Annotated in this window: 27 protein-coding genes and 1 rRNA gene; 4 read left to right on the plus strand and 24 right to left on the minus strand. The window is 55.2% G+C overall.

Features of this window, described 5'->3' with window-relative positions; all coding sequences use genetic code 11:
• From RR877_RS05110 to infC, 16 genes are all read right to left on the minus strand, one after another.
• Positions 1-263: ribosomal RNA gene (locus tag RR877_RS05110) — 16S ribosomal RNA — on the minus strand; the annotation flags it as partial.
• A 559-nt stretch (positions 264-822) separates the two neighbouring features.
• Positions 823-2,112, minus strand: coding sequence for a tyrosine--tRNA ligase (gene tyrS / locus RR877_RS05115; protein WP_277495288.1), 1,290 nt, complete (start codon positions 2,110-2,112; stop codon positions 823-825).
• Complete coding sequence (argH, locus tag RR877_RS05120) at positions 2,113-3,552, minus strand: argininosuccinate lyase (RefSeq protein WP_277495289.1); 1,440 nt, start codon at positions 3,550-3,552, stop codon at positions 2,113-2,115. It lies immediately after the preceding gene.
• 25 nt (positions 3,553-3,577) lie between these two features.
• Positions 3,578-4,501, minus strand: coding sequence for an ornithine carbamoyltransferase (argF, locus tag RR877_RS05125; RefSeq protein ID WP_332551005.1), 924 nt, complete (start codon positions 4,499-4,501; stop codon positions 3,578-3,580).
• A complete protein-coding gene (argB, locus tag RR877_RS05130; RefSeq protein ID WP_280796512.1) occupies positions 4,501-5,394 on the minus strand; it encodes an acetylglutamate kinase in 894 nt (297 codons plus the stop codon). Before argB ends, argF begins: the two co-directional genes overlap by 1 nt.
• Positions 5,395-5,410: 16 nt before the next feature.
• Positions 5,411-6,580: a bifunctional glutamate N-acetyltransferase/amino-acid acetyltransferase ArgJ gene (argJ, locus tag RR877_RS05135; protein ID WP_332551004.1), complete on the minus strand. Its 1,170-nt coding sequence runs from the start codon at positions 6,578-6,580 to the stop codon at positions 5,411-5,413.
• Positions 6,577-7,620: an N-acetyl-gamma-glutamyl-phosphate reductase gene (gene argC, locus RR877_RS05140; RefSeq protein ID WP_332551003.1), complete on the minus strand. Its 1,044-nt coding sequence runs from the start codon at positions 7,618-7,620 to the stop codon at positions 6,577-6,579. The genes argJ and argC overlap by 4 nt, the downstream gene beginning before the upstream one ends.
• 67 nt (positions 7,621-7,687) lie before the next feature.
• Entirely contained in the window at positions 7,688-8,116 is a 429-nt protein-coding gene (locus RR877_RS05145) for a DUF1801 domain-containing protein (RefSeq protein WP_332551002.1), read from the minus strand.
• Between the two features lie 9 nt (positions 8,117-8,125).
• Positions 8,126-10,666 carry a phenylalanine--tRNA ligase subunit beta gene (gene pheT, locus RR877_RS05150; RefSeq protein ID WP_332551001.1) on the minus strand — a complete coding sequence of 847 codons (2,541 nt, stop codon included), beginning with the start codon at positions 10,664-10,666 and terminating at the stop codon, positions 8,126-8,128.
• Positions 10,666-11,706, minus strand: coding sequence for a phenylalanine--tRNA ligase subunit alpha (pheS, locus tag RR877_RS05155; protein WP_110233625.1), 1,041 nt, complete (start codon positions 11,704-11,706; stop codon positions 10,666-10,668). Before pheS ends, pheT begins: the two co-directional genes overlap by 1 nt.
• Before the next feature lie 66 nt (positions 11,707-11,772).
• The gene (locus tag RR877_RS05160; protein ID WP_239406795.1) at positions 11,773-12,132 is read right to left on the minus strand and encodes a type II toxin-antitoxin system PemK/MazF family toxin; all 360 of its coding nucleotides are present in this window, start codon (positions 12,130-12,132) and stop codon (positions 11,773-11,775) included.
• Positions 12,116-12,403, minus strand: a complete 288-nt coding sequence (locus tag RR877_RS05165; RefSeq protein ID WP_110233628.1) for a hypothetical protein — start codon at positions 12,401-12,403, stop codon at positions 12,116-12,118. Before RR877_RS05165 ends, RR877_RS05160 begins: the two co-directional genes overlap by 17 nt.
• A gap of 34 nt (positions 12,404-12,437) precedes the next feature.
• Complete coding sequence (locus tag RR877_RS05170) at positions 12,438-13,247, minus strand: RNA methyltransferase (RefSeq protein ID WP_332619052.1); 810 nt, start codon at positions 13,245-13,247, stop codon at positions 12,438-12,440.
• Between the two features lie 8 nt (positions 13,248-13,255).
• Positions 13,256-13,642: a 50S ribosomal protein L20 gene (gene rplT, locus RR877_RS05175; protein ID WP_110233632.1), complete on the minus strand. Its 387-nt coding sequence runs from the start codon at positions 13,640-13,642 to the stop codon at positions 13,256-13,258.
• A gap of 32 nt (positions 13,643-13,674) precedes the next feature.
• A complete protein-coding gene (gene rpmI / locus RR877_RS05180; RefSeq protein ID WP_110233635.1) occupies positions 13,675-13,869 on the minus strand; it encodes a 50S ribosomal protein L35 in 195 nt (64 codons plus the stop codon).
• A 48-nt stretch (positions 13,870-13,917) separates the two neighbouring features.
• Positions 13,918-14,667: a translation initiation factor IF-3 gene (gene infC, locus RR877_RS05185; RefSeq protein WP_332627774.1), complete on the minus strand. Its 750-nt coding sequence runs from the start codon at positions 14,665-14,667 to the stop codon at positions 13,918-13,920.
• A 256-nt stretch (positions 14,668-14,923) separates the two neighbouring features.
• Here infC and RR877_RS05190 point away from each other — a divergent pair, with 256 nt between their 5' ends.
• Positions 14,924-15,280: a DUF1844 domain-containing protein gene (locus tag RR877_RS05190; protein WP_332619051.1), complete on the plus strand. Its 357-nt coding sequence runs from the start codon at positions 14,924-14,926 to the stop codon at positions 15,278-15,280.
• On the opposite strand, the gene RR877_RS05195 is transcribed toward RR877_RS05190, so the two are convergent.
• Positions 15,277-15,951: a TetR/AcrR family transcriptional regulator gene (locus RR877_RS05195; protein ID WP_332619050.1), complete on the minus strand. Its 675-nt coding sequence runs from the start codon at positions 15,949-15,951 to the stop codon at positions 15,277-15,279. The genes RR877_RS05190 and RR877_RS05195 overlap by 4 nt on opposite strands.
• A gap of 104 nt (positions 15,952-16,055) precedes the next feature.
• On the opposite strand from RR877_RS05195, the gene RR877_RS05200 reads away from it, so the two are divergent.
• Both RR877_RS05200 and RR877_RS05205 read left to right on the plus strand, forming a co-directional pair.
• Complete coding sequence (locus RR877_RS05200) at positions 16,056-18,812, plus strand: MMPL family transporter (protein WP_332627766.1); 2,757 nt, start codon at positions 16,056-16,058, stop codon at positions 18,810-18,812.
• Positions 18,813-18,814: 2 nt separating this feature from the next.
• The gene (locus tag RR877_RS05205; protein ID WP_332550997.1) at positions 18,815-20,581 is read left to right on the plus strand and encodes a YhgE/Pip family protein; all 1,767 of its coding nucleotides are present in this window, start codon (positions 18,815-18,817) and stop codon (positions 20,579-20,581) included.
• A gap of 27 nt (positions 20,582-20,608) precedes the next feature.
• Here RR877_RS05205 and RR877_RS05210 read toward each other — a convergent pair whose 3' ends face one another.
• The 6 genes from RR877_RS05210 to RR877_RS05235 form a co-directional block, all read right to left on the minus strand.
• Positions 20,609-21,421, minus strand: coding sequence for an SseB family protein (locus RR877_RS05210; protein ID WP_332550996.1), 813 nt, complete (start codon positions 21,419-21,421; stop codon positions 20,609-20,611).
• Positions 21,422-21,429: 8 nt separating this feature from the next.
• On the minus strand, positions 21,430-22,164 hold the full coding sequence (priA, locus tag RR877_RS05215; RefSeq protein WP_332550995.1) for a bifunctional 1-(5-phosphoribosyl)-5-((5-phosphoribosylamino)methylideneamino)imidazole-4-carboxamide isomerase/phosphoribosylanthranilate isomerase PriA: 735 nt from the start codon (positions 22,162-22,164) through the stop codon (positions 21,430-21,432).
• 18 nt (positions 22,165-22,182) lie between these two features.
• On the minus strand, positions 22,183-22,815 hold the full coding sequence (gene hisH, locus RR877_RS05220) for an imidazole glycerol phosphate synthase subunit HisH (RefSeq protein WP_110233656.1): 633 nt from the start codon (positions 22,813-22,815) through the stop codon (positions 22,183-22,185).
• Positions 22,812-23,420 (minus strand): imidazoleglycerol-phosphate dehydratase HisB, encoded by a 609-nt coding sequence (hisB, locus tag RR877_RS05225; RefSeq protein ID WP_280805291.1) that lies wholly within the window; start codon positions 23,418-23,420, stop codon positions 22,812-22,814. Before hisB ends, hisH begins: the two co-directional genes overlap by 4 nt.
• A 19-nt stretch (positions 23,421-23,439) precedes the next feature.
• A complete protein-coding gene (locus tag RR877_RS05230) occupies positions 23,440-24,534 on the minus strand; it encodes a histidinol-phosphate transaminase (protein ID WP_332618993.1) in 1,095 nt (364 codons plus the stop codon).
• Between the two features lie 82 nt (positions 24,535-24,616).
• Positions 24,617-25,069, minus strand: a complete 453-nt coding sequence (locus RR877_RS05235) for a LysM peptidoglycan-binding domain-containing protein (protein ID WP_239406797.1) — start codon at positions 25,067-25,069, stop codon at positions 24,617-24,619.
• 271 nt (positions 25,070-25,340) lie between these two features.
• Here RR877_RS05235 and lexA point away from each other — a divergent pair, with 271 nt between their 5' ends.
• Positions 25,341-26,015 carry a transcriptional repressor LexA gene (gene lexA / locus RR877_RS05240; protein WP_280796497.1) on the plus strand — a complete coding sequence of 225 codons (675 nt, stop codon included), beginning with the start codon at positions 25,341-25,343 and terminating at the stop codon, positions 26,013-26,015.
• Between the two features lie 61 nt (positions 26,016-26,076).
• On the opposite strand, the gene RR877_RS05245 is transcribed toward lexA, so the two are convergent.
• Positions 26,077-26,643 (minus strand): methylenetetrahydrofolate reductase (locus tag RR877_RS05245; protein WP_332627767.1); only part of this gene is annotated, 567 nt, incomplete at its 5' end.

The following is a 26,643-nucleotide window of genomic DNA, read 5'->3' on the forward strand; positions in this document are numbered from 1 at the left end:
CGTTACCTCACCAACTAGCTGATAGGCCGCGAGTCCATCCTTGACCGAAATTCTTTCCACCCCCTGGCGATGCCGCCGAGGGTCGTATCCGGTATTAGCTACCATTTCTAGCAGTTATCCCAGAGTCAAGGGCAGGTTACTCACGTGTTACTCACCCGTTCGCCACTAATCCGCCGGAGCAAGCTCCGGCTTCAGCGTTCGACTTGCATGTGTTAAGCACGCCGCCAGCGTTCGTCCTGAGCCAGGATCAAACTCTCCGTAAAAGTTGATAGCCACCTGACCGAAGTCTGGTGGCAAATCTATTTATGTGACATTCCCCGGAATAAGGGCGAATGTCACGAGTTTGAAACTGACAGAACAAATCATTACTGACTTGCTTTGTTGTTTTAATTTTTATCCAAAGGAATCCGTACATCTACAAAAAGTAGATGCCGGGTTTTGGCATTTGACATTGTGCACGCTGTTGAGTTCTCAAGGATCGGGCGCTCCTACTCCAATTCCTTTCGGAACCGGTTTAGGGCAACTGTCCTAACTTACCATCAAATGCGATCTTGTCAAACTCATCACCGGAGAGTCTTGAACTCCCTGGCTGCCGTTCGCAACATCGCGATACATGATGGATTTTCATCCGGTTAGCTTCCAAGTGTGCGCCGAGGCGTTTTCTCAAAGAAGCTGAGATGGTCCCGCTTGAGGTCTGACGCTCTGAGGCAATCAGCACCTTTGGGGTGACAAGTGACTACATTACGGGTTTATTACGACCCGAGCAAATCACTACCGCATCCCGGGCGTGTCGCCCTGCTTGGCCCGTATAACGCAGTGGTTTTACTCGACGAATACGCCCGCCAGAGTCTTCTTTCCGCGACGCAACACAGCCATTCCACTGGGAAGTACATACTTTTCCAGTGTTTCGTCTTCAGCAGTGATCTTCACGTTGTTGAGATAGACGCCACCTTCAGCAATTGAACGGCGTGCAGCACCCAGGCTCTGCGATAGTTCAGTATCAACTAACAGCTGAGCAACAGGGGTATTTGCCGGCGTCGTGGTGTGAGGAAGCTCGCGTAAGGCAGCTTCGAGAGTAGCGGCATCGAGTTCGGCCAACTCCCCCTGCCCAAACAGTGCAGCTGCAGCCGCAATAGCGGCCTCAGTAGCAGCCTCACCGTGTACAAGTGAAGTTACTTCCAGAGCCAGGCGGCGCTGAGCAGCACGCTTGAATGGTTCTTCGGCGACCTGCTGTGCCAATTCTTCGATTTCTGCACGAGTGAGGAAGGTAAAGACCTTGATGCGATCAATCACATCTGCATCGTCGGTGTTGAGCCAGAACTGGTAGAACGCATAAGGGCTGGTCATAGAGGCATCGAGCCAGACGGCGTTGCCCTCACTCTTACCGAACTTGGTGCCATCACTATTGGTAATCAATGGTGTACCAATGGCATGAACACTCTTACCTTCGGCACGGTGAATCAGATCAGTACCGCTGGTGAGGTTACCCCACTGGTCACTACCGCCGGTCTGCAAGACACAGTCATAGTTGCGGTAGAGCTCCAGGAAGTCCATACCCTGAAGAATCTGGTAGCTGAACTCGGTGTAACTAATACCTGCTTCTGAATTCAGTCGCGCAGAAACAGCGTCCTTCTTGAGCATGGTGCCCACGCGGTAGTACTTTCCCACGTCGCGTAGGAAGTCAATCGCTGACATGGGGGCAGTCCAGTCCAGGTTGTTCACCATACGAGCAGCGTTGACGCCCTCAAAGCTGAGGAACTTAGAAATCTGTGAACTGAGGTAGCCAACCCACTCATTCACCGTCTCTTTGGTGTTGAGGGTGCGCTCAGCGGTGGGACGGGGATCTCCCACAAGTCCGGTAGAGCCACCGACAAGACCTAAAGGCTTGTGGCCAGCAAGCTGGATACGACGAAGCAACAGCAGCTGCACGAGGTTTCCTAGGTGCAGGGATGGTGCTGTGGGGTCAAAACCGCAATAATACGTGATGGGTGGACCCTGGAAGAGCTTCTTGAGCTCATCAGCATCGGTGGAGACATGAATCAGACCGCGCCAGACCAACTCATCCCAGAGGGTGTCGAAGCTGGAATCGTTTGCTTGTGTTTCGAGTGACACTTAGAGCCCTAACGCCTTATTGAGATCTTTCACACGCTCAGTCAATGAGCTCAACTGCTTCGTAACCTGTGCAGGGGCAGTTCCACCAGCGCCATTACGAGAATTAACCGAACCCTCAATAGTGAGCACAGAACGAACCTCAGGAGTGAGGTGTTCATTCACGCTGAGGTAGTCAGCATCAGAAGGTTCGTGCAGTTCAATGCCACGGGTTTCGCAGAACTGAACCAGTTCACCGGAGATTTCGTGAGCGTCACGGAATGCAACACCCTGCTTGACCAACCACTCGGCAACATCGGTGGCCAGCGAGAAGCCCTGGGGCGCAAGCTCTGCCATGCGTGCAGTGTTGAAGGTCAGTGTGGCAACCATGCCGGTAAAGGCAGGGAGGAGAACTTCGAGCGTTTGCACGGAGTCAAAGACAGGCTCTTTGTCTTCCTGCAGGTCGCGGTTGTATGCCAGAGGCAAACCCTTGAGCGTGGCCAGCAAGCCCGTGAGGTTCCCAATCAGGCGACCAGACTTTCCACGAGCAAGCTCGGCAATGTCTGGGTTCTTCTTCTGGGGCATGATGGAAGACCCTGTGGAGTAGCCATCGTGCAGCTTGACGAAGTCGAACTCACGCGTATTCCAAATGATGATCTCTTCAGAGAAGCGCGAGAGGTTGATACCAATCAACGAGGTGATGAACGCAAACTCGGCTACTACGTCTCGACTAGCGGTGGCATCAATGGAGTTCTCGGTGGGACCAGAAAGTCCTAGTTCTGCAGCTACTAGCTGAGGATCAAGCCCCAGCGAACCACCAGCAAGCGCACCAGAACCGTAGGGAGACTTCGATGCACGCGCACTCCAGTCAGCAAGACGCTCGAGGTCGCGCACCAACGGCCACGCGTGAGCAAGGAGTTGGTGCGCGAGAAGCACGGGCTGAGCGTGCTGCAGATGAGTACGTCCAGGCATGATTGCCGCAGGATGCGCAGCAGCCTGCCCTGCAATCGCGTCAATGAGTTGAGTAACCTCGTGCGCAATGATGCGCCCGTGGTCAAGCAAATACATGCGCACCAGTGTCGCAATCTGGTCATTGCGGCTGCGGCCAGCACGAAGCTTGCCACCGACCTCAACACCAGCAATATCAATGAGGCCACGTTCTAATGCAGAGTGAACATCTTCATCACTCTCGAGGGCCACAAACTCTCCCGACGCCACAGCAGCACGAAGCTTCTCCAGAGAGTCAGTCATTACTTTCAGTTCATCTGTGGTGAGGTAGCCCGCTGCATGGAGAGCCTTGGCGTGTGCCTGAGAACCCGTGATGTCGTAGTCGGCCAGCGCCCAGTCAAAGTGAGTGGACTTGCTCAGTTTCTGCAGTTCTGGAGACGGTCCCGAGGCAAAACGACCGCCCCACAGCGCTCCGGCTTCACCAGCACGGTTGGCAGCGTTGTTCGAGGTAGTCATGATTCAATCCTAGGGTTGTCGTGAATTACTTGTGGCGAAGCAACCAGGTCAGCAGTGCTTTCTGGGCGTGCAGGCGGTTCTCCGCCTCGTCCCAGATGACGCTCTGGGTGCCGTCAATCACATCAGCGGATACTTCGTAGCCGCGGTAGGCAGGAAGACAGTGCAAGAAGATGGCAGCGGCATCAGCCTTGGCCATCAACGCAGCATCAACTTGGTAGGCACCAAAGTCCTTGACGCGCTGAGCCTTCTGGTCTTCTTGCCCCATAGACACCCAGGTGTCAGTCACCACAACATCAGCACCATCAACAGCAAGTGCTGCGTCTTGGGTCACGGCGACAGAACCACCGGTTTCCACAGCAATCTCGTCGGCATCACGCACGATGGCTGGATCTGGCTGGTAGCCAACAGGAGCTGCGATGCGAACATGCATTCCCGCAACAGCACAGGCCAACAGATAGGAGTGCGACATATTGCTACTACCGTCGCCAACAAAGGCAACAGTGAGACCAGCAAGTTCATCCTTGTGCTCACGAATGGTCAGCAAGTCTGCCAAAAGCTGGCAGGGGTGGAATTCATCGCTCAGAGCGTTCACGACGGGAACGGTTGTGCCAGCTGCCATTTCTTCCAAGCCAGCCTGAGAGAACGTGCGCCAGACAATGGCAGCAACCATGCGCTCCAGCACACGTGCGGTGTCTGAAACAGACTCTTTCGCACCAAGTTGACTGGAGCCGGAGTCCATGATCAGCGGAACGCCGCCGAGATCAGCAATACCAACAGCAAAAGAGACGCGGGTGCGGGTAGAGGTCTTATCGAAGATGACAGCGACGGTCTGAGGACCTGCAAGTGGCTTTTCGCTATAGGGCTGAGCCTTCAGCGCAACAGCGAGGTCAAGAATCTCTGTCTGTTCTGCCTGGGTGATGTCATCATCACGAAGGAAATGCTTTGTCATCAGGCCACTACTTCCGTTCCAGAACCAGTCTGGGTAAAGATTTCGAGCAAAATCGAGTGCGGGTTACGGCCATCGATGATGGCAGCCTTGGGCACTCCCCCATCAACGGCTTCCAAACACGCAGCCATCTTGGGAATCATGCCTGATTCCAGTGAAGGCAACAGCGCACGCAGTTCATCTGCGCCAATCTCTGAAACCAGTGAATCCATGTTGGGCCAGTCGCTGTAGAGACCAGCAACATCGGTGAGGATCACAAGCTTTGCTGCACCTAGGGCGACTGCAAGCGAAGCAGCAGCTGCATCAGCGTTTACATTCAACGACTGACCAGGAGTGTCTTTATCTGGCGCAATCGAGGACACCACGGGAATACGACCAGCATCAATGAGAGCGTGAACCGCTTCAGGGTCAACGGCAACAACATCACCGACGAGGCCTAAGTCCACGAGCTCGCCGTCGATCTCAACGCCGCGACGTTCACCTACGAAGAGGCCTGCATCTTCACCTGAGATCGAAGCTGCCAACGGACCGTGTTCGTTCATGTGACCAACCAGGTCACGTGATACCTGCCCGGTGAGCACCATACGAACAACATCCATGGCTTCAGGGCTGGTCACGCGGTAACCACCACGGAATTCGCTTTCAATACCCAAACGTTCCAGCATCTTGGTTATCTGTGGTCCACCACCGTGCACAACAACAGGCTTGATGCCGACGGTGCGCAGATACACCATGTCTTCAGCAAAGGCACGAGTGAGTTCTTCACTCACCATGGCATTGCCACCGAACTTGACCACGACAATCTGGTCGTTGAACTTTTTAAGCCACGGCAGTGACTCAATCAGAGTTGCAGCTTTGATGGTTGCTGCTGCGTCTTCTTCACGCATTTGGGTCATGAGAAATCCTTGAGTTCTAGCTCGCGTACGCGCTGTTTTCGTGCACGTAGTCGTGGGTCAGGTCGTTGGTCCAAATTGTGGCGGTTTCGTTACCACTGTGGAGCTCAATTCGAATGTCCACTTCGCGAGGAGTGAGGTCTACCAAGTCACGTGACTGGTCTGGCTCCCCTGCGGTACAGACGGCAACACCGTTGAAGCTCACATCAATGTTGTAAGGATCAAAGACAGCAGAACTGGTTCCTACTGCTGCAAGTACGCGTCCCCAGTTGGGGTCGTTACCAAAGATGGCTGCTTTGAAAAGATTTGAGCGGCTGACAGCTCGTGCCACGTCCACTGCATCCTGCTCTGACGCAGCGCCTGACACGGTGATATGGATGTTATGGCTCGCGCCTTCAGCATCCTTCTGGAGCTGAATAGCGAGGTCACGGCAGAGATCAGTCAGACGGGTTGTGAACTCAGCGAGTTCAGGTTCAACACCAGAAGCACCCGAGGCCATCAGGGTGACCTGATCGTTAGTCGACATACAGCCGTCAGAATCCAGGCGGTCAAAAGTCACACGAGTAGCTGCGCGCAGCGCAGTGTCCAACTGTTCACTGTTCAACACTGCATCTGTTGTAATAACCACAAGCATGGTGGCCAGTCCAGGAGCCAGCATGCCAGCACCCTTAGCCATACCGCCGATAGTGTACCCAGCACCTGTCGAGGTAGACATCTTGGGAACGGAGTCAGTGGTCATGATGGCGTGAGCTGCATCAATACCTGCTTGTTCGCTGGCGCCAGCTTCGGAAAGGACTTCCAAACCGGAATCCCAGACGCCGGTCTTGAGCTTGTCGAGGTCAAGTTGCTCACCGATCAAACCGGTAGAACACACGAGAACGTCACCGGCAGAAACACCCAGACGCTCGGCAACAGCTTCTGCAGTTGCATGCGTGGTTTGGAACCCACGAGCACCGGTGTAGCAGTTAGCTCCTCCTGAGTTCAGCACAATGGCTTCCACAACTGGATCAGCCATAACCTGCTGACTCCAGAGAATGGGGTTGGCCTTGCATCGGTTCGAGGTAAACACTGCGGCTACTGCCTTCAAGGGCCCCAGGTTTCGCACCATGGCGAAATCCTTCTTACCGGTGGACTTCAGTCCACACACAACACCTGCGGCACTAAAGCCAGCTGCAGCGGTCACACTCACGGTGCAACTCCATTCGTGGTTAGTCCAGTGGTTTCTGGGATTCCGAGAGCAATGTTTGCGGACTGAATAGCCGCGCCAGCGGTTCCCTTGGTCAAGTTATCCAGGGCACTGATGACAACAACGCGACCTGCGTTCTCATCAAGTGCGAGGCCAATCAAGCAGGTGTTTGCGCCCACGGTGTCCGCGGTGCGCGGGAACTGACCGAGAGGGAGAACCTGAACAAATGGTTCGTCCGCATAGGCAGCACTCCACGCAGAGTGAAGCTTCTCCAGCGTCACGCCAGGCTTAATTCGTGCCGTAGTAGTTGCCAGAATGCCACGAGACATGGGCACCAGTACAGGAGTCATCGAAACAGACACTTCGGCAGCACCTGCTTTACGCAGGTTTTGTGCAATTTCAGGCGCGTGACGGTGCACACCACCAACGGCATATGCCGAGGCAGATCCCATGATTTCACTAGCCAGCAGGTCAACCTTCAGGCTCTTGCCAGCTCCAGAAGGACCAACCGACAGTACCGAGACGATGTCGACTGCGTCAATCAAATCTGCTTGAACACCAGGAGCAATTGCTAACGAAATCGCAGAAGCGTTACAGCCAGGAGCTGCGATGCGCTTCGTTCCAGCTAGGAACTCACGCTGGGAACCCGAGGAAAGGGGAAGCTCAGGAATGCCGTAGGTCCAAGCGGAGTTGAATTCTCCACCGTAGAACGCATCCCAGTCTTCTTTGTCTTCAAGACGGTGGTCAGCACCACAGTCAATAACGAGAGTGTCTGCACTCAGTTGTGCGGCGAGCGCGCCTGAGGAACCGTGTGGCAACGCCAGAAAGACAACATCATGTCCAGAAAGAATCTCTGCACTGGTGTCTTGTAGTACGAGATCACCGTAGCTACGCAGATGTGGCTGCACATCAACGAGACGCTGGCCAGCATTGGAGTGGGCGGTAACCGTGCGCACTTCAAACTCGGGGTGACCTGCGAGCAGGCGAAGCACCTCGCCACCGGCATAACCGCTGGCTCCAGCAATGGCAACCGAGTATGTCATTAGATAACTCTATCTAAACCTTCAACCAGTTATTGAACTTTGAAGCTCAAGCTATACGTGTCTGAAACTACTGACTCAATTCGGCAGAAATGACTGGAGTTCCGCCATTCCACGCCCAGTTCAGTGCATGTTGAAGCTTGTCAAGATCCAGAGATGCAAATCGGCCTAAATACAAACACCATTTACCTGTTTTGTAAGGGCCTATTCCTGCGATGTGTTCTTCATACCCTGGGTAGTAGACCCCATAGACAGACATAGAAGCTTTTCGAGGGGAGAAAGAAATGACAGGCATATCGCCTTCGTGACCCGAGGCATAGCGGTAATGGAAACTTCCAAAGCCAACGATGTCTTTCCCCCACATAACAGGATCCACCCCAGAAGCATCTTGCATCATCGTGAGAAGTACATGTGCATCGTCTCGACGTCCACTAGGTTCAACCGATGCAATGAAATCTGTAACGGAAGCCAGAGTAGGAACAGTTTTCAATTCCGCCACGTTGGGACCCTATTCGCGAATCGTCGCACCAAAGCGTGATGCGGCGAGCGCAACACCTGCTTCTTTCGACGCTGTAGCTTCAGCAGCAGTAAGTGTGCGGTCTTCAGCACGGAATCGCAAGGCGAAGGTCAGCGAACGCTGTCCTTCTGGAATTCCTGTGCCCAGATAGACATCCACGAGGGTTGCAGTCTCCAGTAGTTCTCCAGCACCTTCCACTACCACCGCAAGAACTTCTGCTGCAGGGATAGTGTCTGCGACAACAAGAGACAGGTCCTGAGTTGCCGCAGGCATGGTCTTGACGTCCACAGCAACGTGAGGAACACCGGCAGCATCAGTCACGGCATCCAAGTTCAGTTCGAATGCGGCAACGGTGCGAGGCAGGTGTGCATCTTCAGCAACGGAAGGCAGAAGTTCACCGGCATAACCAATTACTGCATCTCCCAGGAGCAGTTCTGCAGTGCGACCGGGGTGGAACGCTTTGTGGCTTCCCTGACGAACGTTGATCTGAATGCCTGCACCCAGGGCAATCTGCTGCACAGCAGCGAGTGCGTCCTGCCAGTCATACGCAATAGCCTTCTGACCTACCTGCTTGGAGACGGCATCCCCGACAAAGAGACCAGAGATGTAGCGAGGCTGGGGCGGAATACCGGCATAGAGCTTGGCTTCAACCTCAGGTGCGGGACGAACTCCACCAGCAACAATGTCCTGGCCATATGACTTTCCCTGCTCGGGAAGGAACACGAGTCCCGTCTCAAACAGGGCCACGTCGGTGAGTCCGCGTGAACGGTTCCGGGCAGCGGTGCCAATCAGACCTGGAAGTAGCGATGTGCGCATCCAGCCCTGGGTTGCATCTAATGCGTTAGCCAGGCGAACCTGAGGAACAGTGTTTTCGGTTGCAGAACCAAAGAGGTTGTTGGTCTCTTCATCGAAGAAGGGGTAGCTCAGCACCTCGGTGTGACCGGTCGCGGCCAGGGTGTTGGAAACACGGCGGCGCACGTCCTGGGCAACGGTGTAACCGCGTCCGGGAGGTGCCACAGGAAGCACGGCAGGAATGAGGTGGTAACCGACAATACGGGCCACTTCTTCTGCCAGAGTCCACTTTTCGGTCAGATCTGGTCGCCAGGTGGGAGGCGTAACAGTGAAACCTGTTCCTGCCTTGACCACAGCACAGCCAATTTCAGTCAGCGAAGACTCAATCTGCGCGTCGGTGTATTCGAGACCAATCAGGTTGGTCACGAAACCGGCAGGAAGCTCAATGGCTGCAGGAGCGGAGAAGTGGTTGAAGTAGGAACCTTCATCCACGATCTCCCCGCCGGCAAGCTCAACCAAAAGCTGAGCAACACGACCAGCAGCTACAGCAGCGACTTCAGGATCAACACCACGTTCAAAGCGCTTAGAAGCTTCAGAGTGCAACTTGTGACGACGAGCTGAGCGAGCAATGGATACAGGATCAAAGTTGGCTGCCTCAACAAGAACGTTAGTGGTGCCGTCACTGATTTCAGTGTTGGCTCCACCCATGACACCAGCAAGACCGATGGCCTTACCACCAGAGGTGATGAGTAGGTCTTCCACGTCCAACGTGCGCTCTGCTTCATCGAGGGTGACGATCTTCTCACCCTTGGTGGCACGACGAACAACAATGTCACCGGCAAGCTTGTCTAGGTCATATGCGTGGTTGGGCTGGCCCAACTCGATCATGACGTAGTTCGAAATGTCCACCGGTAGCGAGATGGAACGAATACCAGCAAGCTTCAGGCGAGAGACCATCCAGGCAGGTGTGGGTGCAGTGGCATCGATGCCGCGCACGATGCGGGTGGCAAAGACATTGCAGCCCACGCGACCACGAATAGGAGCCTGGTCGTCGACCGACACGGGGAATTCTTTGCCAAACTTCTTCACTTCGGTCACACCGTGGGAAGAAATGACCTCAGTGGCAGGATCACGGAATGCAGCACCGGTTGAGTGCGCGTATTCGCGTGCAACACCACGGATCGAGAATGCATATCCGCGGTCAGGAGTGACATTGATTTCAACTGCAGATTCAGACAGACCCAAAAGCTCAAGAGCGTCCGTGCCAACTTCAGGATCAAGACCCATTTCAGCAAGGCGAATAATGCCGTCGTGCCCTTCGCCGAGGCCCAGCTCCTTGGCCGACGCCATCATGCCGTCAGAAACGTGGCCGTAGGTCTTACGTGCCGCAATTGGGAACGGACCAGGCAGAACAGCACCGGGAAGTGTGACAACTACCTTGTCTCCGACAAAGAAGTTTCCAGCACCACAGACGATGCCGTGAATGGCGTCGCCACCATCGTCAGCGACCTGACCATCTGGAGCAACACGAACCTGGCACCAACGAATAGTCTTGCCATTGTTTTGCTCTTCTGGAGTGAATTCGAGAACTTCACCGACCACGATGGGGCCAGAAATGTCTCCGCCGTGGATGTCTTCTTCTTCAAAACCAACCTTGACCAGGTCTGCTTGAACCTGCTCAGGAGTGATGTCAGTTGCGAGGTCGACGTATTCGCCGAGCCAACTCAGTGGGACGCGCATCAGACCACCATTCCAAACTGCTGGCTGAAGCGAACATCGCCTTCGACCATGTCGTGCATATCGCTGACGTCATTGCGGAACATGAGCGTGCGCTCAACACCCACACCGAAAGCGAAACCGGAATACACCTCAGGATCAATGCCTGCCGAACGCAGAACATTGGGGTTCACCATTCCACACCCACCCCACTCGATCCAGCGAGCACCACCAGCGAATGTGGGGTGCCACACATCGAGCTCAGCAGAGGGTTCCGTGAAGGGGAAGTAGTTGGGGCGCAGGCGAATCTTGGCACCTTCACCGAACATGATGCGAGCTGCGTGCTCGAGAGTTCCGCGCAGGTGAGCCATGGTCAGGCCCTTATCCACGGCAAGACCTTCGACCTGTGTGAAGACAGGGGTGTGGGTGGCATCTAGTTCATCGGTGCGATACACGCGACCAGGAGCCAGCACATAGATCGGAACTTCTCGCTCGAGCATCGAGCGCACCTGTACTGGTGAGGTGTGGGTGCGCAGAACAAGGTGAGAATCAACAGGCTCAACGAAGAAGGTGTCCTGCATCGCACGTGCAGGGTGGTCAGCATCGAAGTTGAGTGCGTCGAAGTTGAACCATTCTCCTTCGAGTTCTGGTCCTTCGGCAATTTCCCAACCCATGCCCACGAATGCATCACAGATGCTCTCCTGCAGAAGCATGAGTGGGTGACGTCCACCTGCACTCCAGCGTGAGGCAGCAGCGGTGACATCGACCTTCTCGGCAGCAAGCTGAGCAGTCTGCTCTTCACGCACGATGGCTTCTTCACGGGCAGCAAAAGCCTGGTTCACCTCGGCACGCGCCTGACCTACGAGCTTGCCGACGGCAGCCTTCTGGTCTCCAGGAACGTCCTTCATCAGGGCATTCAGCTGGGAGAGAGTCGAGGACTCCCCCACATGGGCAGTGCGGACAGCCTTCAGCGCGGCGGAATCGACGGCAGCAGCGATAGCTGCCAGGGCGTCGTTGACCGCAGCCGTGACGGCTGCTTCGGTTATTTCAGTAGGTGCAGACACAGTTCCCAAGTTTAGTTGTCAGGTAGGCGGTTCATTTTCACCCTCACCGAGAGTGCGGAGCTCACGCTAGACGAGCGTTGCTCCCAGGAAGTCACCAACCCAAGTCCGGACTGTTTTCAAACAGATAGGGCTGACAGCACCACGCACACCCAGGATGCGATCCCGAGAAATTGTTCGAATTTGTTCCGTCATGATCCACGAGTCAACAGTCAGGCCAGTGGGCCCGGTTGATTTCACATGATTTGGCCAACCACGATTCTTTTTCGTAAAGGGAACCACAATCGCCATCGTGTCCACGACAGACAAGTAATTCTCAGAAGACACAACAAGAACAGGCCTGCGTCCAGACTGCTCCCTTCCTTGCGTAGGAGAAAGGTCAGCCCAGACCACCATGCCGGGAAGCAGCTGATTACCAAGCTTCATCATTGAGCCCGTCAAAATCAGCACCAGAAATCGATGCACTTTCTGTGCGGTAGTCAGCCCAATCAGCGGGCGTCATCTTCGCAAGAGATTCACGCATGGAGTCCCAGCGCTGCTCGCGTGCATGCAAATCTTCGAGAAAGTTGAGATGTTCTTCAATAGTGAGGTTCTGCTTAGCCGCATTGGCTTTGATTCGATCACGCGTAGCTTTGGAGAGCTTGATCGTCGTAGGCGCAGATTCCCGAGTTCGGGAACTATCTGAAAGGACACTAGTCATACTCTAGGTATACCAGAAGTATGACAAAGAGTGACTAGTTTGAGACCTTATTGTGAGCGAACGCGCTCTCGTAGATGAGCACAGCAGCAGCTGTGGCCAAGTTCATGGATTCGGCGTCACCATAGATGGGCACGGTGATGGCCTTCTCTGCCAAAGCAAAGTGTTCGTCGCTCAAACCGCGAGCTTCGTTACCAAACAACCACGCAGTGGGAGCATCGAGGACACCGTTGGTGCGAGCAAGCACGAGATCTTCACCCTTGATGTCGGCAGCAAGTAATTGCAGGCCAGATTCACGAACGTAGGGAAGAACGTTCTCGAGCTCCACGTCCACCGTGATGGGCAAGTGGAACAGCGAACCAGTCGTGGAGCGTACAACCTTGGGGTTGTAGAGATCAACCGAGCGACCAGTCAAAATGACTGCATCCGCTCCGGCAGCATCTGCCACACGAATAATGGTGCCCAAGTTTCCGGGATCACGGACCTCTTCGAGGATGACAACTAGTTTGGGGTCTTCCGCGAAGATGTCTTTCAAAGCTGTGGGGAACTGGTGAACCACCGCAATGAATCCCTGCGGGGTGACCGTGTCTGCCATGGCGGCGAGGACTTCTTCGGAGACGAACTCGACATCTACCCCGGCATCGACAGCAGTTGTTGCGATGTCCTGGTAACGCTCAAGCGCAGTGGGCGTGGCATAGAGCTCCACAATCAACTGTGGGCGATATGCCAATGCCTCAGCGACGGCTTGCGGGCCTTCCAAGAGGAAGAGCCCGGTCTCGGACCGGGCTCCCCTCGTGGCTAGCTTCGCAACCGCCTTCACGCGAGGAGCGCGGGGGTTGTCGAGCATGATGTTCCTTAGGCCTTGACCTTGGGTGCAGAAGTATCTGCAGGAAGTGCCTTGCGTGCAGCTTCAACCAGCTTGGTGAAGGTTGCAGGATCGGTTACAGCGATCTCAGCAAGCATGCGACGGTCAACCTGGATGTCAGCCAGAGCGAGGCCCTGAATGAAACGGTTGTAGGTCAGGCCGTTTGCACGGCTTGCTGCGTTGATGCGCTGGATCCAGAGGCGACGGAAGTCACCCTTGCGAGCACGACGGTCACGGTAGCTGTACACCAGCGAGTGAATGACCTGCTCTTTTGCCTTGCGGTACAGGCGCGAACGCTGACCGCGGTAACCGGAGGCGCGCTCGAGGATGACGCGACGCTTCTTGTGAGCGTTAACGGCTCTTTTTACTCTTGCCATTTTCTTATCCTTTTAGTTTTCGCTCAGCCGGATTACAGACCGAGAAGCTTCTTGATGACCTTGGAGTCAGCTGGAGACAGGATCTGGTCCTGGTTCAGGCTGCGCTTGCGCTTGCCCGACTTGACTTCGAGGTTGTGACGCATGCCGGCCTGCTGCTTCTTGAGCTTGCCGGTACCGGTCACCTTGAAGCGCTTCTTGGACCCGGAGTGGGTCTTCATCTTTGGCATTGGATCTCCTTGGGGTTTCACATTCCCTGGTGAGGGAAGGCGGGGCTTTTAGTCGTCGAGCTCGTCTGAGACCGACTTGGTGGACTTCTTGGGTGCAGCTGCCTTGGCAGCTGTGGTCTTAGGTACAGCCTTAGCTGGCTTTTCGGCAATGACTTCAGCTTCAACAACCTGAACGGCATTTGCTTTATCGTCTTCAACAGCAAGAACGGATTCGCCAGTGTTGGCAGCCTTCTTGTCGCCGCGCTTGTTGGCATCGCGCTTTGCGTTCTGCTCAGCCTTGGCTTCTGACTTGCTCTTGAGCGGACCAATGATCATGACCATGTTGCGGCCATCGATGGTGGGGCTGGATTCGACGGTGCCGAATTCGGCAACTTCTTCAGCGAACTTCTGAAGCAAGCGAACACCCTGCTCGGGACGTGACTGCTCACGACCGCGGAAGAGGATCATGGCCTTGACCTTGTCACCATCGCCCAGGAAGCCGATAGCGCGCTTCTTCTTGGTTTCATAGTCGTGTACATCGATCTTCAGGCGGAAACGTACCTCTTTGAGGATGGTGTTGGCCTGGTTACGACGAGCTTCCTTGAGCTTCTGCGCAGCTTCGTACTTGAACTTTCCGTAGTCCATGATCTTGGCCACAGGCGGCTTAGCTTCGGGAGCAACCTCAACGAGATCGAGGTCAGCCTCCTGTGCAAGTCGAAGGGCAACATCGATCGCCACGACACCTACCTGCTCGCCGTTGGGACCAACGAGGCGAACTTCAGGGACGCGGATACGGTCGTTTGTACGTGGATCGCTAATGCGGTGCTCCTTGTTATTTCTCTAATACCCTTACGGGGAGAAAGAGGAGTCTTACGCGCACACAGAATTTCATCCGTGAAAACACGACACAAGATAAAACCTTGTGGCACCCTGACCTACCTGCCCAGCAAGCTGAACCGGCGGAGTGCAAGAACCCAGTAACCTGATGGTGCGGGTTACGGGTGGGAGATAACTCCTCTTTCAATTTCTTGGCATGAGCTAAGAAACCTGCATAAGCCTAGCAGAGGAATACATTGTGAGCGAAAGCGACCAGAACGAGAGCCTTCACAAGGCTGTTCTCGACATTGCTGAAGTCCCCGCCATTGAGGTCATTGTCGAGGTTGCCGTGAACCTGATGAGTGCCGCTGCCATCAAGTGCGGTCTAGCTGAGGGCCCCGATGCGGCTTCGCTGACGGATCTGGATGAAGCACGCAAGCTCATCAATGCTCTGGCCGGCCTCATTACTGCTGCAGCACCAGATATCAGCGACTCGCATGCTCGTCCGCTGCGCGATGGTCTGCGGTCTTTGCAGCTCGCGTTCCGCGAAGCCTCCCCTATCCCCGATGAGATCGGCAAGGGTCCAGGCGAAAAGTGGACTGGTCCAGTCAACTAGCTTACTAGTTGGCCAATCAGGCCAAGCAATCGCTGCATAAACAGCTGGTGTGCATCTTCTTGCACCTTGTTTCCACCACGCATGATGGCTTCTTGAAGTGCCGCTTCATAGGTATTCATGAGCACGTTCGCGAGCTCAACAGAATCCAATGCAGGTGTGAGCCCCACGGCATCGAATGCCGCTGAAATGATGCTGCCAAATTCGGTATCTGCGGCATTCTTTTGCTCGAGATAGAGCTTGCCCACTTCTGGATCTCGCATCGCCAACAAACGCAGTTCAGATTGGAACAAGAACCATAACCGGTTCTCGCCCTGCTGCTCCAGGAAGCTGGCCACGATGGGACCTAACTCAGCGGCACTGAGTTTTCCCTTAGAGGATCCCACCAATGTGGGCATGATGACGTCGATGTTGGCCACGCTGTCTCGAAGCAGAGCAAGGCGTTCGTTATTGCCACGTTCGGCGAGCGCGAGGAAGAGTTCTTCCTTCGTGTCGAAATTTGAGTAAAAAGCTCCGCGGGTGAAATCTGCGCGTTCGGCAATCATTTCCACGCTGGCCGCGTGGATACCCACTTCAGAAAAGACCTCGAAAGCCGCATCCATCAAGCGTTCACGGGTCTTTTGACGCCGTGCTGACTCCGCCGGCTTGGCTTCTGTTTCGATTGTGGTGCTCACATGCTTAACGATACACTCATGTATCGGATACACCGGTGTATCGAAATGTGATTTATCCCCGCAACGCCGGTTGATCCCCGCTGTTGCTGACACCAAGGACAGCCATGTCATCACTGCTCTACTCTCTCGGACGCTGGGCATACCGCTCGCGCCGCCTCGTACTCGCTGCGTGGATCATCGTCTTGGTTGCTATCGGTGGTTCTGCCGCCGTATTCAACAAGGGACTCGACAACGGCATTTCTATTCCTGGTACTGAGTCCCAGAAGGCACTGGACTCCCTCTACACAACCTTCCCCCAGGTCAGTGGCGCATCGGCACAGATCATTGTGGTGGCCGCTGACGGTCAGCTAATCACTGACCCCGCATACAAGGACGCTCTCAATAATGCAGCCGACGACATGGCCACGCTGCCCCAGATTGATAACGCCACCTCACCCTTTAACGAGCGCATCAATGGAGCGATCAGCAAGAACGACAAAGCAGGTCTACTCAACATTCAGTTCTCTGGCCCAACTGCAAGCATCACCCCCGAATCTTTAGCAAAGCTCGAAGGAGCTACGCAAACCCTGAGTGACGAACTTCCCGCAGGATCAACGGTGTCCTTGGGGGGTCAGATCTATAGCCAGAGCATGCCCAGCATCAGCCCCACTGAACTCATCGGCGTGGGCGTGGCATTGGTCGTGTTGATCATTACTTTCGGATCATTCTTGGCAGCAGGTATGCCACTGCTGACTGCCCTGCTGGGTGTGGGCATCTCGATTGCACTGATTTTCCTGGCCACCGCATTCGCCAAGGTCACCTCCACCACTCCGATGCTGGCCCTCATGCTGGGTCTTGCCGTGGGTATTGACTACGCCCTTTTCATCATTTCCCGCCACCAAGACGAACTGCGCAAGGGGGACACTCCCGAGGAAGCCGCTGCCCGTGCAACAGGAACCGCAGGTTCTGCTGTCATCTTTGCCGGCCTGACTGTCATGATTGCCCTGGTTGGTTTGGGCATTGCTGGAATCCCCTTCCTCACCACGATGGGTGTGGCAGCAGCAGTGGGAGTCGGCGTCGCCGTCATCATCTCGATTACATTGATCCCTGCTTTGCTCGGCTTCGCCGGCGAGCGCCTGCGCCCCAAGCCCAAAAAGACCAAGAAAGCCGAGGCTGCCTCACACAAGCCCAACCGCTTCTTCCTGGGTTGGGTCAAGGCTGTTACCCGCTTCCCCATCGTCACCATCTTGGCTGTGGTTGCCGTCATCACGATTGTGGCGCTACCCGCACTAAATCTGCGCCTTGCTCTTCCTGATGCAGGTAGCAACGCTCCCGATGACCGCTCGCGCATTACCTATGACTTAGTTGCCGAGAATTTCGGTGAAGGTTACAACGGTCCATTGCTCGTTACCGGCACCATTGTCACCAGCACGGACCCGCTGGGACTCATGGATGACCTCAAGTCTGAGCTGGAAAAGATTCCTGGAGTTGCCGCCGTTCCCTTGGCAACCCCCAACATGACTGCCGACACCGGCATTATTCAGGTGATCCCCACTGGAGCACCTGCCTCAGAGGAAACCAAGGCACTGGTTCAAGCCATCCGCGACAAACATGACTACTTCCAGAAGAAGTATGGCGTTGACCTCTCCGTCACCGGCTTCACCGCCAGTGGTATTGACGTCTCGGAACGCCTCGGGAATGCACTCCTCCCCTTCGGCATTGTGGTGGTGGGACTCTCCCTCATCTTGCTCACGATGGTGTTCCGCTCAATATGGGTCCCCATCAAGGCAGCCATTGGTTATCTCTTTAGCGTGGTGGCCGCATTCGGTGTCGTCACACTCGTTATGCAGGAGGGCGTGGGAGCTAACCTCATCCATATCGACCGACCTGGGCCAGTCTTGAGCTTCATGCCGATCATTGTGATGGGCATCCTCTTCGGTCTTGCCATGGACTACGAGGTGTTCCTCGTGGCTCGCATGCGTGAAGACTATGTCCACTCTGGCAAGGCACGAAAGTCAATCGTTACTGGCTTCGTTGGCTCCGCCAAGGTTGTGACAGCGGCAGCTGTGATTATGTTCGCCGTGTTCGCTGCCTTCGTGCCTGAGGGTGATGTGAACATGAAGGGCATCTCACTGGCGCTTGCGGTGGGTATCTTCGTTGACGCCTTCATCGTGCGCATGACCTTTGTTCCCGCCGTACTCCAGCTCTTGGGCGACAAGGCCTGGTACATGCCCAAGTGCCTCGACCGCGTTCTCCCTCACTTCGATGTGGAAGGCGAAGGCGTTCAGCACGAGCTTGAGCTTGCCGACTGGCCAGCTCAGAAGAACATTGTCGTTGCAGCCGAAGGTCTCAGTCTCAAGAACGCCGAAGGAACCCGTTCTTACTTCAAGAACCTTGCCTTCACCGTTCCTGTGGGAACCACGCTCTTTGTCACCGGTAGTGACAAGATTGCGACCTCAGCACTCCTCCTCACTCTGAGTGGACGCCTCGACCCTGACGCCGGCAAGCTCAAGGTTGCCGACATGGTTCTCCCCGTTCGTTCAGGTGCTGTTCGCTCACGTGTGGCACTGATCGATGTCTCTGAACACGCCAACCGCAACACGGTTGCCGCCATCGAAGATGCGGCTTCTGAAAAGCCTCAGGTGATCATCTTGGACAACATTGACTTCCTCTCCTCCGAGAGCGAGCAATATGCCGTTGCCGATGCCCTCAATGCAGCTCGTGAGGCTGCAACCAAGGCAGGCAAAACCCTCACAGTATTCGTGGGAACTACCAATGACATGCCTGTGGAGACATGGGGAAATGTTCTCAGTGCCCGCGTTGACTCAATGGTCCTCGACCTCGACACTGTGTCCGCTTCGAGCAAGAAAGTGCAGGCATAACCATGGCATCACTGATTACCCGCCTGTCCAAGAACTCTGCCAAGACAGAGGGCAAACCACGCATTCTCACGCTGGCTGCGCTCATCTTTGTTCCGTTGATCGTCGTGGGAACTTTGATGTGGGGTTTGTGGAACCCTACTGACCGCCTCGATAACGTGACAGCTGCCATCGTGAACAACGATGAGCCCGTCACCATCAACGGCCAGCTCACTCCCCTGGGTCGCTTGCTCACCGCAGGTCTTGTTGATGGCGCTGACGGAGCTTCGAACTACAACTGGGAAATCACTGACGCAGCAGAGGCAAAGAAGGGCCTGGAAAGTGGCAAGTATGTTGCTGCTGTCACCATCCCCAAGAACTTCTCCAAGGTTGCGACGTCGTCATTCAGTGACGCTTCCAACCCTCAGCAGGCCATCATTGATGTCACCTCGAGCGATAAAACACGCCTGGTTGATGACGCCATCACCACTGCGATTACCTCAACCGCAGTGAACATGCTCAACCAGCAACTCAGTGCCAGCTATATCGAGAACGTACTGATTGGTTTCAGCACATTGAGCGAAAGCCTGGGCAAAGCAGCTTCAGGAGCTCATGACCTGAGTAACGGCCTCGGAACACTCTCTGATGGAGCCACACAGCTCTCCACGGGTGCCAGCCAGTTCTCCAACGGAATGTGGGCTTTGCAGTCACAGGCTGCCGAACTCCCCGGACAAACCCAAGGCATCGCATCACTTTCTGCAGCTGTTTCCAATGGTGCTACAAATTTGTTGACTGAATTGGGAACACTTTCAGCACAATGCATCGGATCTGGCGCATCAGTCTCGTTCTGCCAAGGATTGGGAACTGCCGTTCAAAATTCTTATGTTCTAGCAAACGGCTACGCACCGATGAACTATCCCGGAGCTACCGGTCTAGCTGCAGCGAACTCTGGACTGGCTGCTGGAATGATTCCTCTCAGTGAAGGAATTACGAAACTAGCAAATGGCAGCACTGACATCGCCACCGGAGTCGAAGGCATCGCCTCCGGAACCACAGCGATTGCCGGCGGTTCGACTGAACTAGCAAACGGTCTCGACACCGCGGTGGAAAACATCCCGGTCTACACCGAAGCAGAAACCAAGAAGCTCTCCGAAGTAGTCACAGCTCCTGTTGCACTCAAAGACGCCGGCAACCTCAGCTTCGGCGCGAACAGCACCCCGCTCTACGTCGTGCTCTCGCTCTGGATTGGTGCTCTGGCTATCTTTGTTGGTCTGCGCACGCTCCCCCAGCGCCTGCTTGAATCAACACGTTCGTCCCTGTCACTTGCCACACGATCCTTCGTGATCCCTGCTGTGGTGGGCATTGCGCAGGGTGTTGCAGTCGCCACCGTCATTGCTGTGGCCAACGGCTATGACCTGGGTGAATGGGCCAGCGTGGCAGGCATTGCTGCCCTGATTGGTATTTCGTTCACGGCAACCAACCAAGCACTCAACGCTGTGCTCGGTGGTTTTGGACGTATGGTGTCGCTGGCTGTGGGAATTCTGATTCTGGTCACCGGCGTGATCTCGACAGTGCCGGCTCTGCTGGACACACTCCTGGGATTCACCCCTGCCAACGATGCCGTGACCGCACTGCAAGCCGTTATCAACTCTGGAAATGTCTCCGGGTTTGCTTCAGCTGTCACCGCGCTGGTGCTGTGGAGTCTGGGTGGCGTTCTGGTGACCGCACTGGCCATCTCACGCAAGCGTCACGTCTCCATCACTACTCTCAGCAAAGAAACCCAGCCCGTTTAGGGCTGGGTTTCTGCTGAAGTTCCTCCGCTACACAGCGGGGACGAGCTGAAGGCGCATTGAGTCCACACGCTCAGAAAAGATGCTTTGCTGTGCCCATTTGTTGGACAGTGAGCGGATAACACGCTCTACCTCGTTTTGCTCAAGGCTCGGTGGCAAGACAACTTGAACGACGAGCTCTTCATCGAATCCGCGCGCATCAGGATCACCCGATGTGAGGCGGATCGCCTTCACAAAAGGTTCGTCGGTGATGGATTCGTTGAACACCTGCTGAAGCATGGGGTCAATCTGGTTGGGAACCCAGGGTGTGCCCTTCGCAATGGCCTCGACCGTGGGACGTCGAAGAACAATCTCGGTTGAACTTTGTGGGTCCACCACAATCCATTGCGCACCGTCCGCAGCAGCGGCGAGCGCAGCACGACGAGCTTCAACAGGAACGGGACGAGCCTCAGGCTTCCACTTCTGCATTGCCTCTACGGAGGTGAAGACAGGAAGAACCTTCTGACCGTTAGGGCCCGCCACGGTGACGATGGCCAGTTCTTGAGTCTTGTCAACAACAAGTCCAGCTGCGTTCACGCCCACATCGCCTGCTTCTGCCAGAAGCGGCACAAGAAAACGTGAGACACGAATGGCATCCACGACGTTCATGTGACGACCTGCACGCTCTTCGGAATCCAAAGGAAGTGCGTGGAAAGTATCCAGAGCTAGCTTGAGCTGCTCAGGGGTGGTGCCATCATCAGATGCGAAAGGGTTCGCTTCAAACTCGCGGCCTTCCCAGGGCTGCCCTGCAGAATCTGCGTGGTCGGAAGAACCAAACATATGACCGTCGTGGTTGTGAGACATGGTTGTTCCTAGTTGTAGGCGACCTGGATGGCCTGTTCAAGCGTGAACTTCTGAGCATAGAGAGCCTTGCCCACGATTGCACCCTCCACGCCGATAGGGACGAGGGAACGCAGTGCAACGAGGTCATCCAGGCTGGCGATGCCACCCGATGCAACGACGGGCTTTCCGGTCTTCTCAGTTATCGCAGTCAGAAGCTCCAAGTTGGGTCCGTTGAGCATGCCATCACGGGTGACATCGGTCACGACATATCGGGAGCAACCAGCATCTTCGAGGCGCGCGAGGACATCCCAGAGGTTTCCGCCTTCTTCGGTCCAGCCACGTGCTGCAAGGGTTTCGCCACGCACGTCCAAGCCGACCGCAATCTGGTCACCAAAGCGAGCAATCGCCGATGCCGCCCAGTCAGGGTTCTCCAGTGCAGCAGTGCCGAGGTTCACACGAGTTGCGCCGCTGTCGAGTGCTGACTCGAGCGACGCATCATCACGAATACCGCCGGAGAGCTCAATCTTGACACCAGGAACCTCGGTGATCACACGGCGCAGCAGAGCGCGGTTCTCACCGCGACCAAATGCTGCGTCGAGATCGACGAGGTGAATCCACTCAGCACCCTGACGGGCCCAGTCAGCTGCTGCATCAACAGGGTCACCAAAGTCGGTCTCAGTGCCGAGAGCACCTTGGGTAAGGCGAACAGCCTTGCCCTCAGCAACGTCAACAGCGGGCAGCAGCTCAAGAATGGGCGCAGTCATGAGTAGATATTCCTTTAGTTAGAGAGTCTCGAGCCAGTTGCGCAGCAGCTGAATACCTGCTTCGCCAGACTTTTCGGGGTGGAACTGGGTAGCAACAAGGGGGCCGTTTTCAACAGCAGCAATGAAGCGCTGTCCATGCTCAGCCCACGTCACCGAAGGCTTGGGGAATGGAGGAATGACATCGAGGTTCCACTCGGTCACTCCATAGGAGTGCACAAAGTAGAAGCGTTCGTTTTCGATGCCTTTGAAGAGTTTCGAGTTCTCGCCCACCTCGACGGTGTTCCAACCCATGTGGGGAAGAACGGGAGCCTCGAGCTTGTGCACGGTTTCTTCCCACTCGCCTAGTCCTGGAGTGTCCACGCCACCTTCAAGCCCGTTGGCAAACATGATCTGCATGCCCACGCAAATACCCATGACGGGACGACCACCAGCAAGACGACGCTCAATGATCTCGCCACCATCCACGGCGTTGAGTGCTTCCATCACGGCAGCAAAAGCACCCACACCAGGAACAAGCAGTCCATCAGCCTCGGCGCACTTTGTTTTGTCTCGCGTCAGTTCGACCTTTGCTCCTGCGAGCTCCACCGCTTTGATAGCGGAGTGGATGTTCCCCGTGCCGTAGTCGAATACAACGACGGACTTTTGGGTCACAGAGCACCCTTTGTGCTGGGGATTCCCTGCACGAGAGGGTCAATAGCCTTGGCCTGGCGGAATGCGCGAGCAAACGCCTTGAACTCTGCTTCAGCAATGTGGTGAGGGTCGCGACCGTTCAACACCGTGATGTGGGTGGTGAGACCTGCATTAAAGGTGATGGCTTCGAACACGTGACGAACCATAGAACCGGTGAAGTGCCCACCAATGAGGTGGAATTCAAAACCAGCAGGCTCACCTGAGTGCACCAAGAAAGGGCGTCCAGAAATATCCACGACAGCCTGAACAAGTGCCTCATCGAGAGGTACCAGAGCGTCGCCGAAGCGGGAAATACCAGCCTTGTCTCCCAGTGCTTCGCGAATGGCGAGACCGAGAGAAATACCAATGTCTTCAACAGTGTGGTGAACATCGATGTGGATGTCACCGGAAGCCTTGACAGTGAGGTCAGAAAGAGAGTGCTTAGCAAACGCGGTCAGCATGTGGTCGAAGAACGGAACAGTCGTCTCGATGTTGCTCACACCCGTGCCGTCAAGATTGATCGTGAGTTCAATGCTTGACTCGCTCGTGGTGCGAGAAATGCTCGCAATGCGCGGTGCTGTAGTCATAAGACCAGTTTAGTAGGGCTTAGAGAGCACCATTGATCGAGCCATCAAGGGCTGCCAACGCATTCAAGAACTCCGTTGTTTCTGCTTCAGTTCCTGCCGTCACACGTAAGTGATTGGGCATGCCGATGTCACGGATGATGATGCCCTGAGCCAACAGCTTCTCAAAGACTTCTTGAGGATCACGAACACCACCAAAGAGCACAAAGTTCGCACTCGAGGGATAGGGGGTGTATCCCAGCACTGCCAGCTCTGTAACCAAGCGGTCACGCTGCTGGCGAATGTCTTCGACCATGGCCAACATGGCTGGAGTGTGTGCCAATGCACCTTCTGCCGCCGCCTGCGTCAACGCAGAGAGGTGATAGGGCAAACGCACTAAACGAAGCGCATCAGCAACAGCAGGATCGCCTGCCAAGTAACCCAGACGAGCACCAGCAAAGGCAAACGCCTTACTCATGGTGCGAGAGACAACCAGTCGTGGACGACCAGCCAACAACGTCAACGCCGTGGGCTCACCTTCAGGTGCAAACTCTGCATACGCTTCATCAACGAAGACAATGCCGTCCGTTGCGTCATAAGCCGCTGCAATGGTTTCCAACGACACAGGTGTGCCCGTGGGGTTGTTCGGTGTGCAGAAGAAGACGATGTCGGGCTTGTTTTCTTTGATTGCCGTAACTGCAGTGGCTGGTGAGATTTCGAAGTCCGCATCACGCTGGGCAGGAATCCAGGTAGTTCCCGTTCCCGAAGCGATGATCGAGTGCATGGAATAAGTGGGCGGGAACGCCAGAACAGAACGTCCTGGACCTCCGAAGGCCTGCAGGAGCTGCTGAATAACCTCATTAGAGCCGTTTGCTGCCCAAATGTTCTCAGCAGAAAGACCGTGACCAAGATACTCAGCTAGGGCAACACGAAGATTCGTGAATTCACGATCGGGGTAACGGTTGATGTTACCAAGAGCGGTGTGAATGCGCCCCATGATGTCCATAACCACCTGGGGTGGCACGGGGTGGGTGTTCTCATTGACGTTGAGCTCAACCCGAACATGTGCCTGTGGCGCGCCATACGGCTTCAAGCCACGCAGGTCATCACGAATGGGGAGGTCTTCAAATGAGGTCACGAGATAAGTTTACGGGCGCTTGAAACACACAAATGCCGGCCCCCAAAAGGGACCGGCATTCGCAGGAAAAGGGAGGAAAGGTTTAGTACCCGGCAGGAATCGCAATCTTCTGACCAGCCTGCACTTCACCGTGAAGCTGGTTGAGGGAGACAATCTCGGCAACAACATCGCGAGGATCTGCGTTGGGGGCAATCTCCTGTGCAAGCTGCCAGAGGCTTTCACCCTGAGCGATGGTCACGTAGGTGAAGTCGTTTGCTGCGCCTTCAGCAACAGCAGCTGCACCACCACTGTTGAGTGCCGCTACAAGTGCGCCGATCACGAGGGGCAGTGCTACTGCGGCGGTGAGGACACGACGTCCACGCTTGGTAATGCGAAGACGGGTCTTGGGTTCTGCTGCGGGGAGGAAGTTCACATAGGTCACGTTGTTAATCTGGTGCGACCCACGGACATTGCCAGCTGCGCTGCATGGTTCGTCGATGTAGTCAGGCTCAACGGGACGGTGGATTGGTGCGGTGAATGCGAGTACTGCGCTCATGAGATTCTCCTTTTCCTGGTGTTTATCTCGAATCGGGCCCTCGGCCGGGAGAACCCGATTCGAAGATATGTTTCGAAGATATATTCGTATTTCTTCAATGTCAAGTACATATTGAAGGTTGATTGTGGATAATCCTCAAGAATCTTCGAATATGTGTTTGTTTTATTGACATTCTTCGAATACTCTTTCGGTATTGAGAAAAGTTCATCATGAGCCACGGACATTCACGTTCGTACAGCCCAGGACTTACCCAACAGAAACGGAAGATGCCATGACTGAGTCACCAGCTGGCGAAAGCAAACGACGTAAAGGCCTGAGCGCGAAACAGCAGCTCATCCTCGACGTCATCACTGCCTACATCGACGAGAACAGCTACCCACCCTCCATGCAGGAGATCGGTGATGCTGTAGGTCTCTCGTCATTGGCGAGTGTGACCTACCAACTTCAGCAGCTTGAACTCGGTGGTTACATCCGCCGCGACCCCAAGCTCCCCCGCGCACTTGAGGTACTTGGCCAGGGCACCGCTGCCCGCACGCCAGCACCTGTTGCTGACAACGTGTTCCCCATGGGTGAAGCAGTTCAGGTTCCGCTCGTAGGACAGATTGCTGCTGGTGGTCCCATTACAGCCGAGCAGAACACCGAAGACACCATGGCTCTCCCCCGCCAGCTTGTGGGCCAGGGAGAACTCTTCATGCTCAAGGTCAAGGGTGAATCCATGATTGATGCCGCGATCTGCGACGGTGACTTCGTCGTGGTCCGCAGGCAGCAGACAGCAGAGAACGGTGACATCGTTGCAGCCCTGCTCGATGATGAAGCAACCGTCAAGGTCTTCCGTCAGCGCGATGGTCACACCTGGCTCTTGCCTCGCAACAGCAACTACGAACCCATCTTGGGCGACCACGCCACCATTATGGGAAAGGTTGTGACAGTTCTTCGATCTGTCTAACCCCACAAACTAAAAGTCCCGCATGCTGAATACAGCGTGCGGGACTTTTTATGTTTATGAATTATTGGAGACGGCGAAGCACATCCACAACCGGACCGCTTTGGTTGAACGCATAGAGGTGAATACCTGGCGCTCCCCCGGCAATGAGCTCCTTAGCTAGGCTCACCGCGTGCTCAACGCCAATCTCGCGCTGACCCTCGGTGGTGGGCTCAATCTCGAGAGCAATCTCGAGATCACTGGGCATTTCTTCACCTGAGATCTCGATCATGCGACGTAAACGACCAGGACTAATTACGGGCATGATGCCCGGAATGATGGGCATGGTGAGGCCTGCTTCTTTGGCCTTCTGGGCAAAAGAGAGGTAGTCATCTGCGTGGAAGAAGAGCTGGGTAATAGCCAAGTTGGCTCCTGCAGCTTCTTTCGCGAGAAGAACATCAATGTCCTGAGTCTTTGAACGTGACTGAGGGTGCCCATTAGGGAATGCAGCAACACCAATGCGAACAAATTCACGCTTCTGGCTCAGGCGCGTAGCACCGGCATGCCAACGGGGTTCTTCTTCAAAGACGAAAGGCTCACGCTCGGCCTGAACGCGATGAATGAATGAAAGTTTGTGTGAATGAACGATAGA

It is taken from the genome of Aurantimicrobium sp., from assembly GCF_036667855.1.
Taxonomy (GTDB): Bacteria; Actinomycetota; Actinomycetes; order Actinomycetales; family Microbacteriaceae; genus Aurantimicrobium.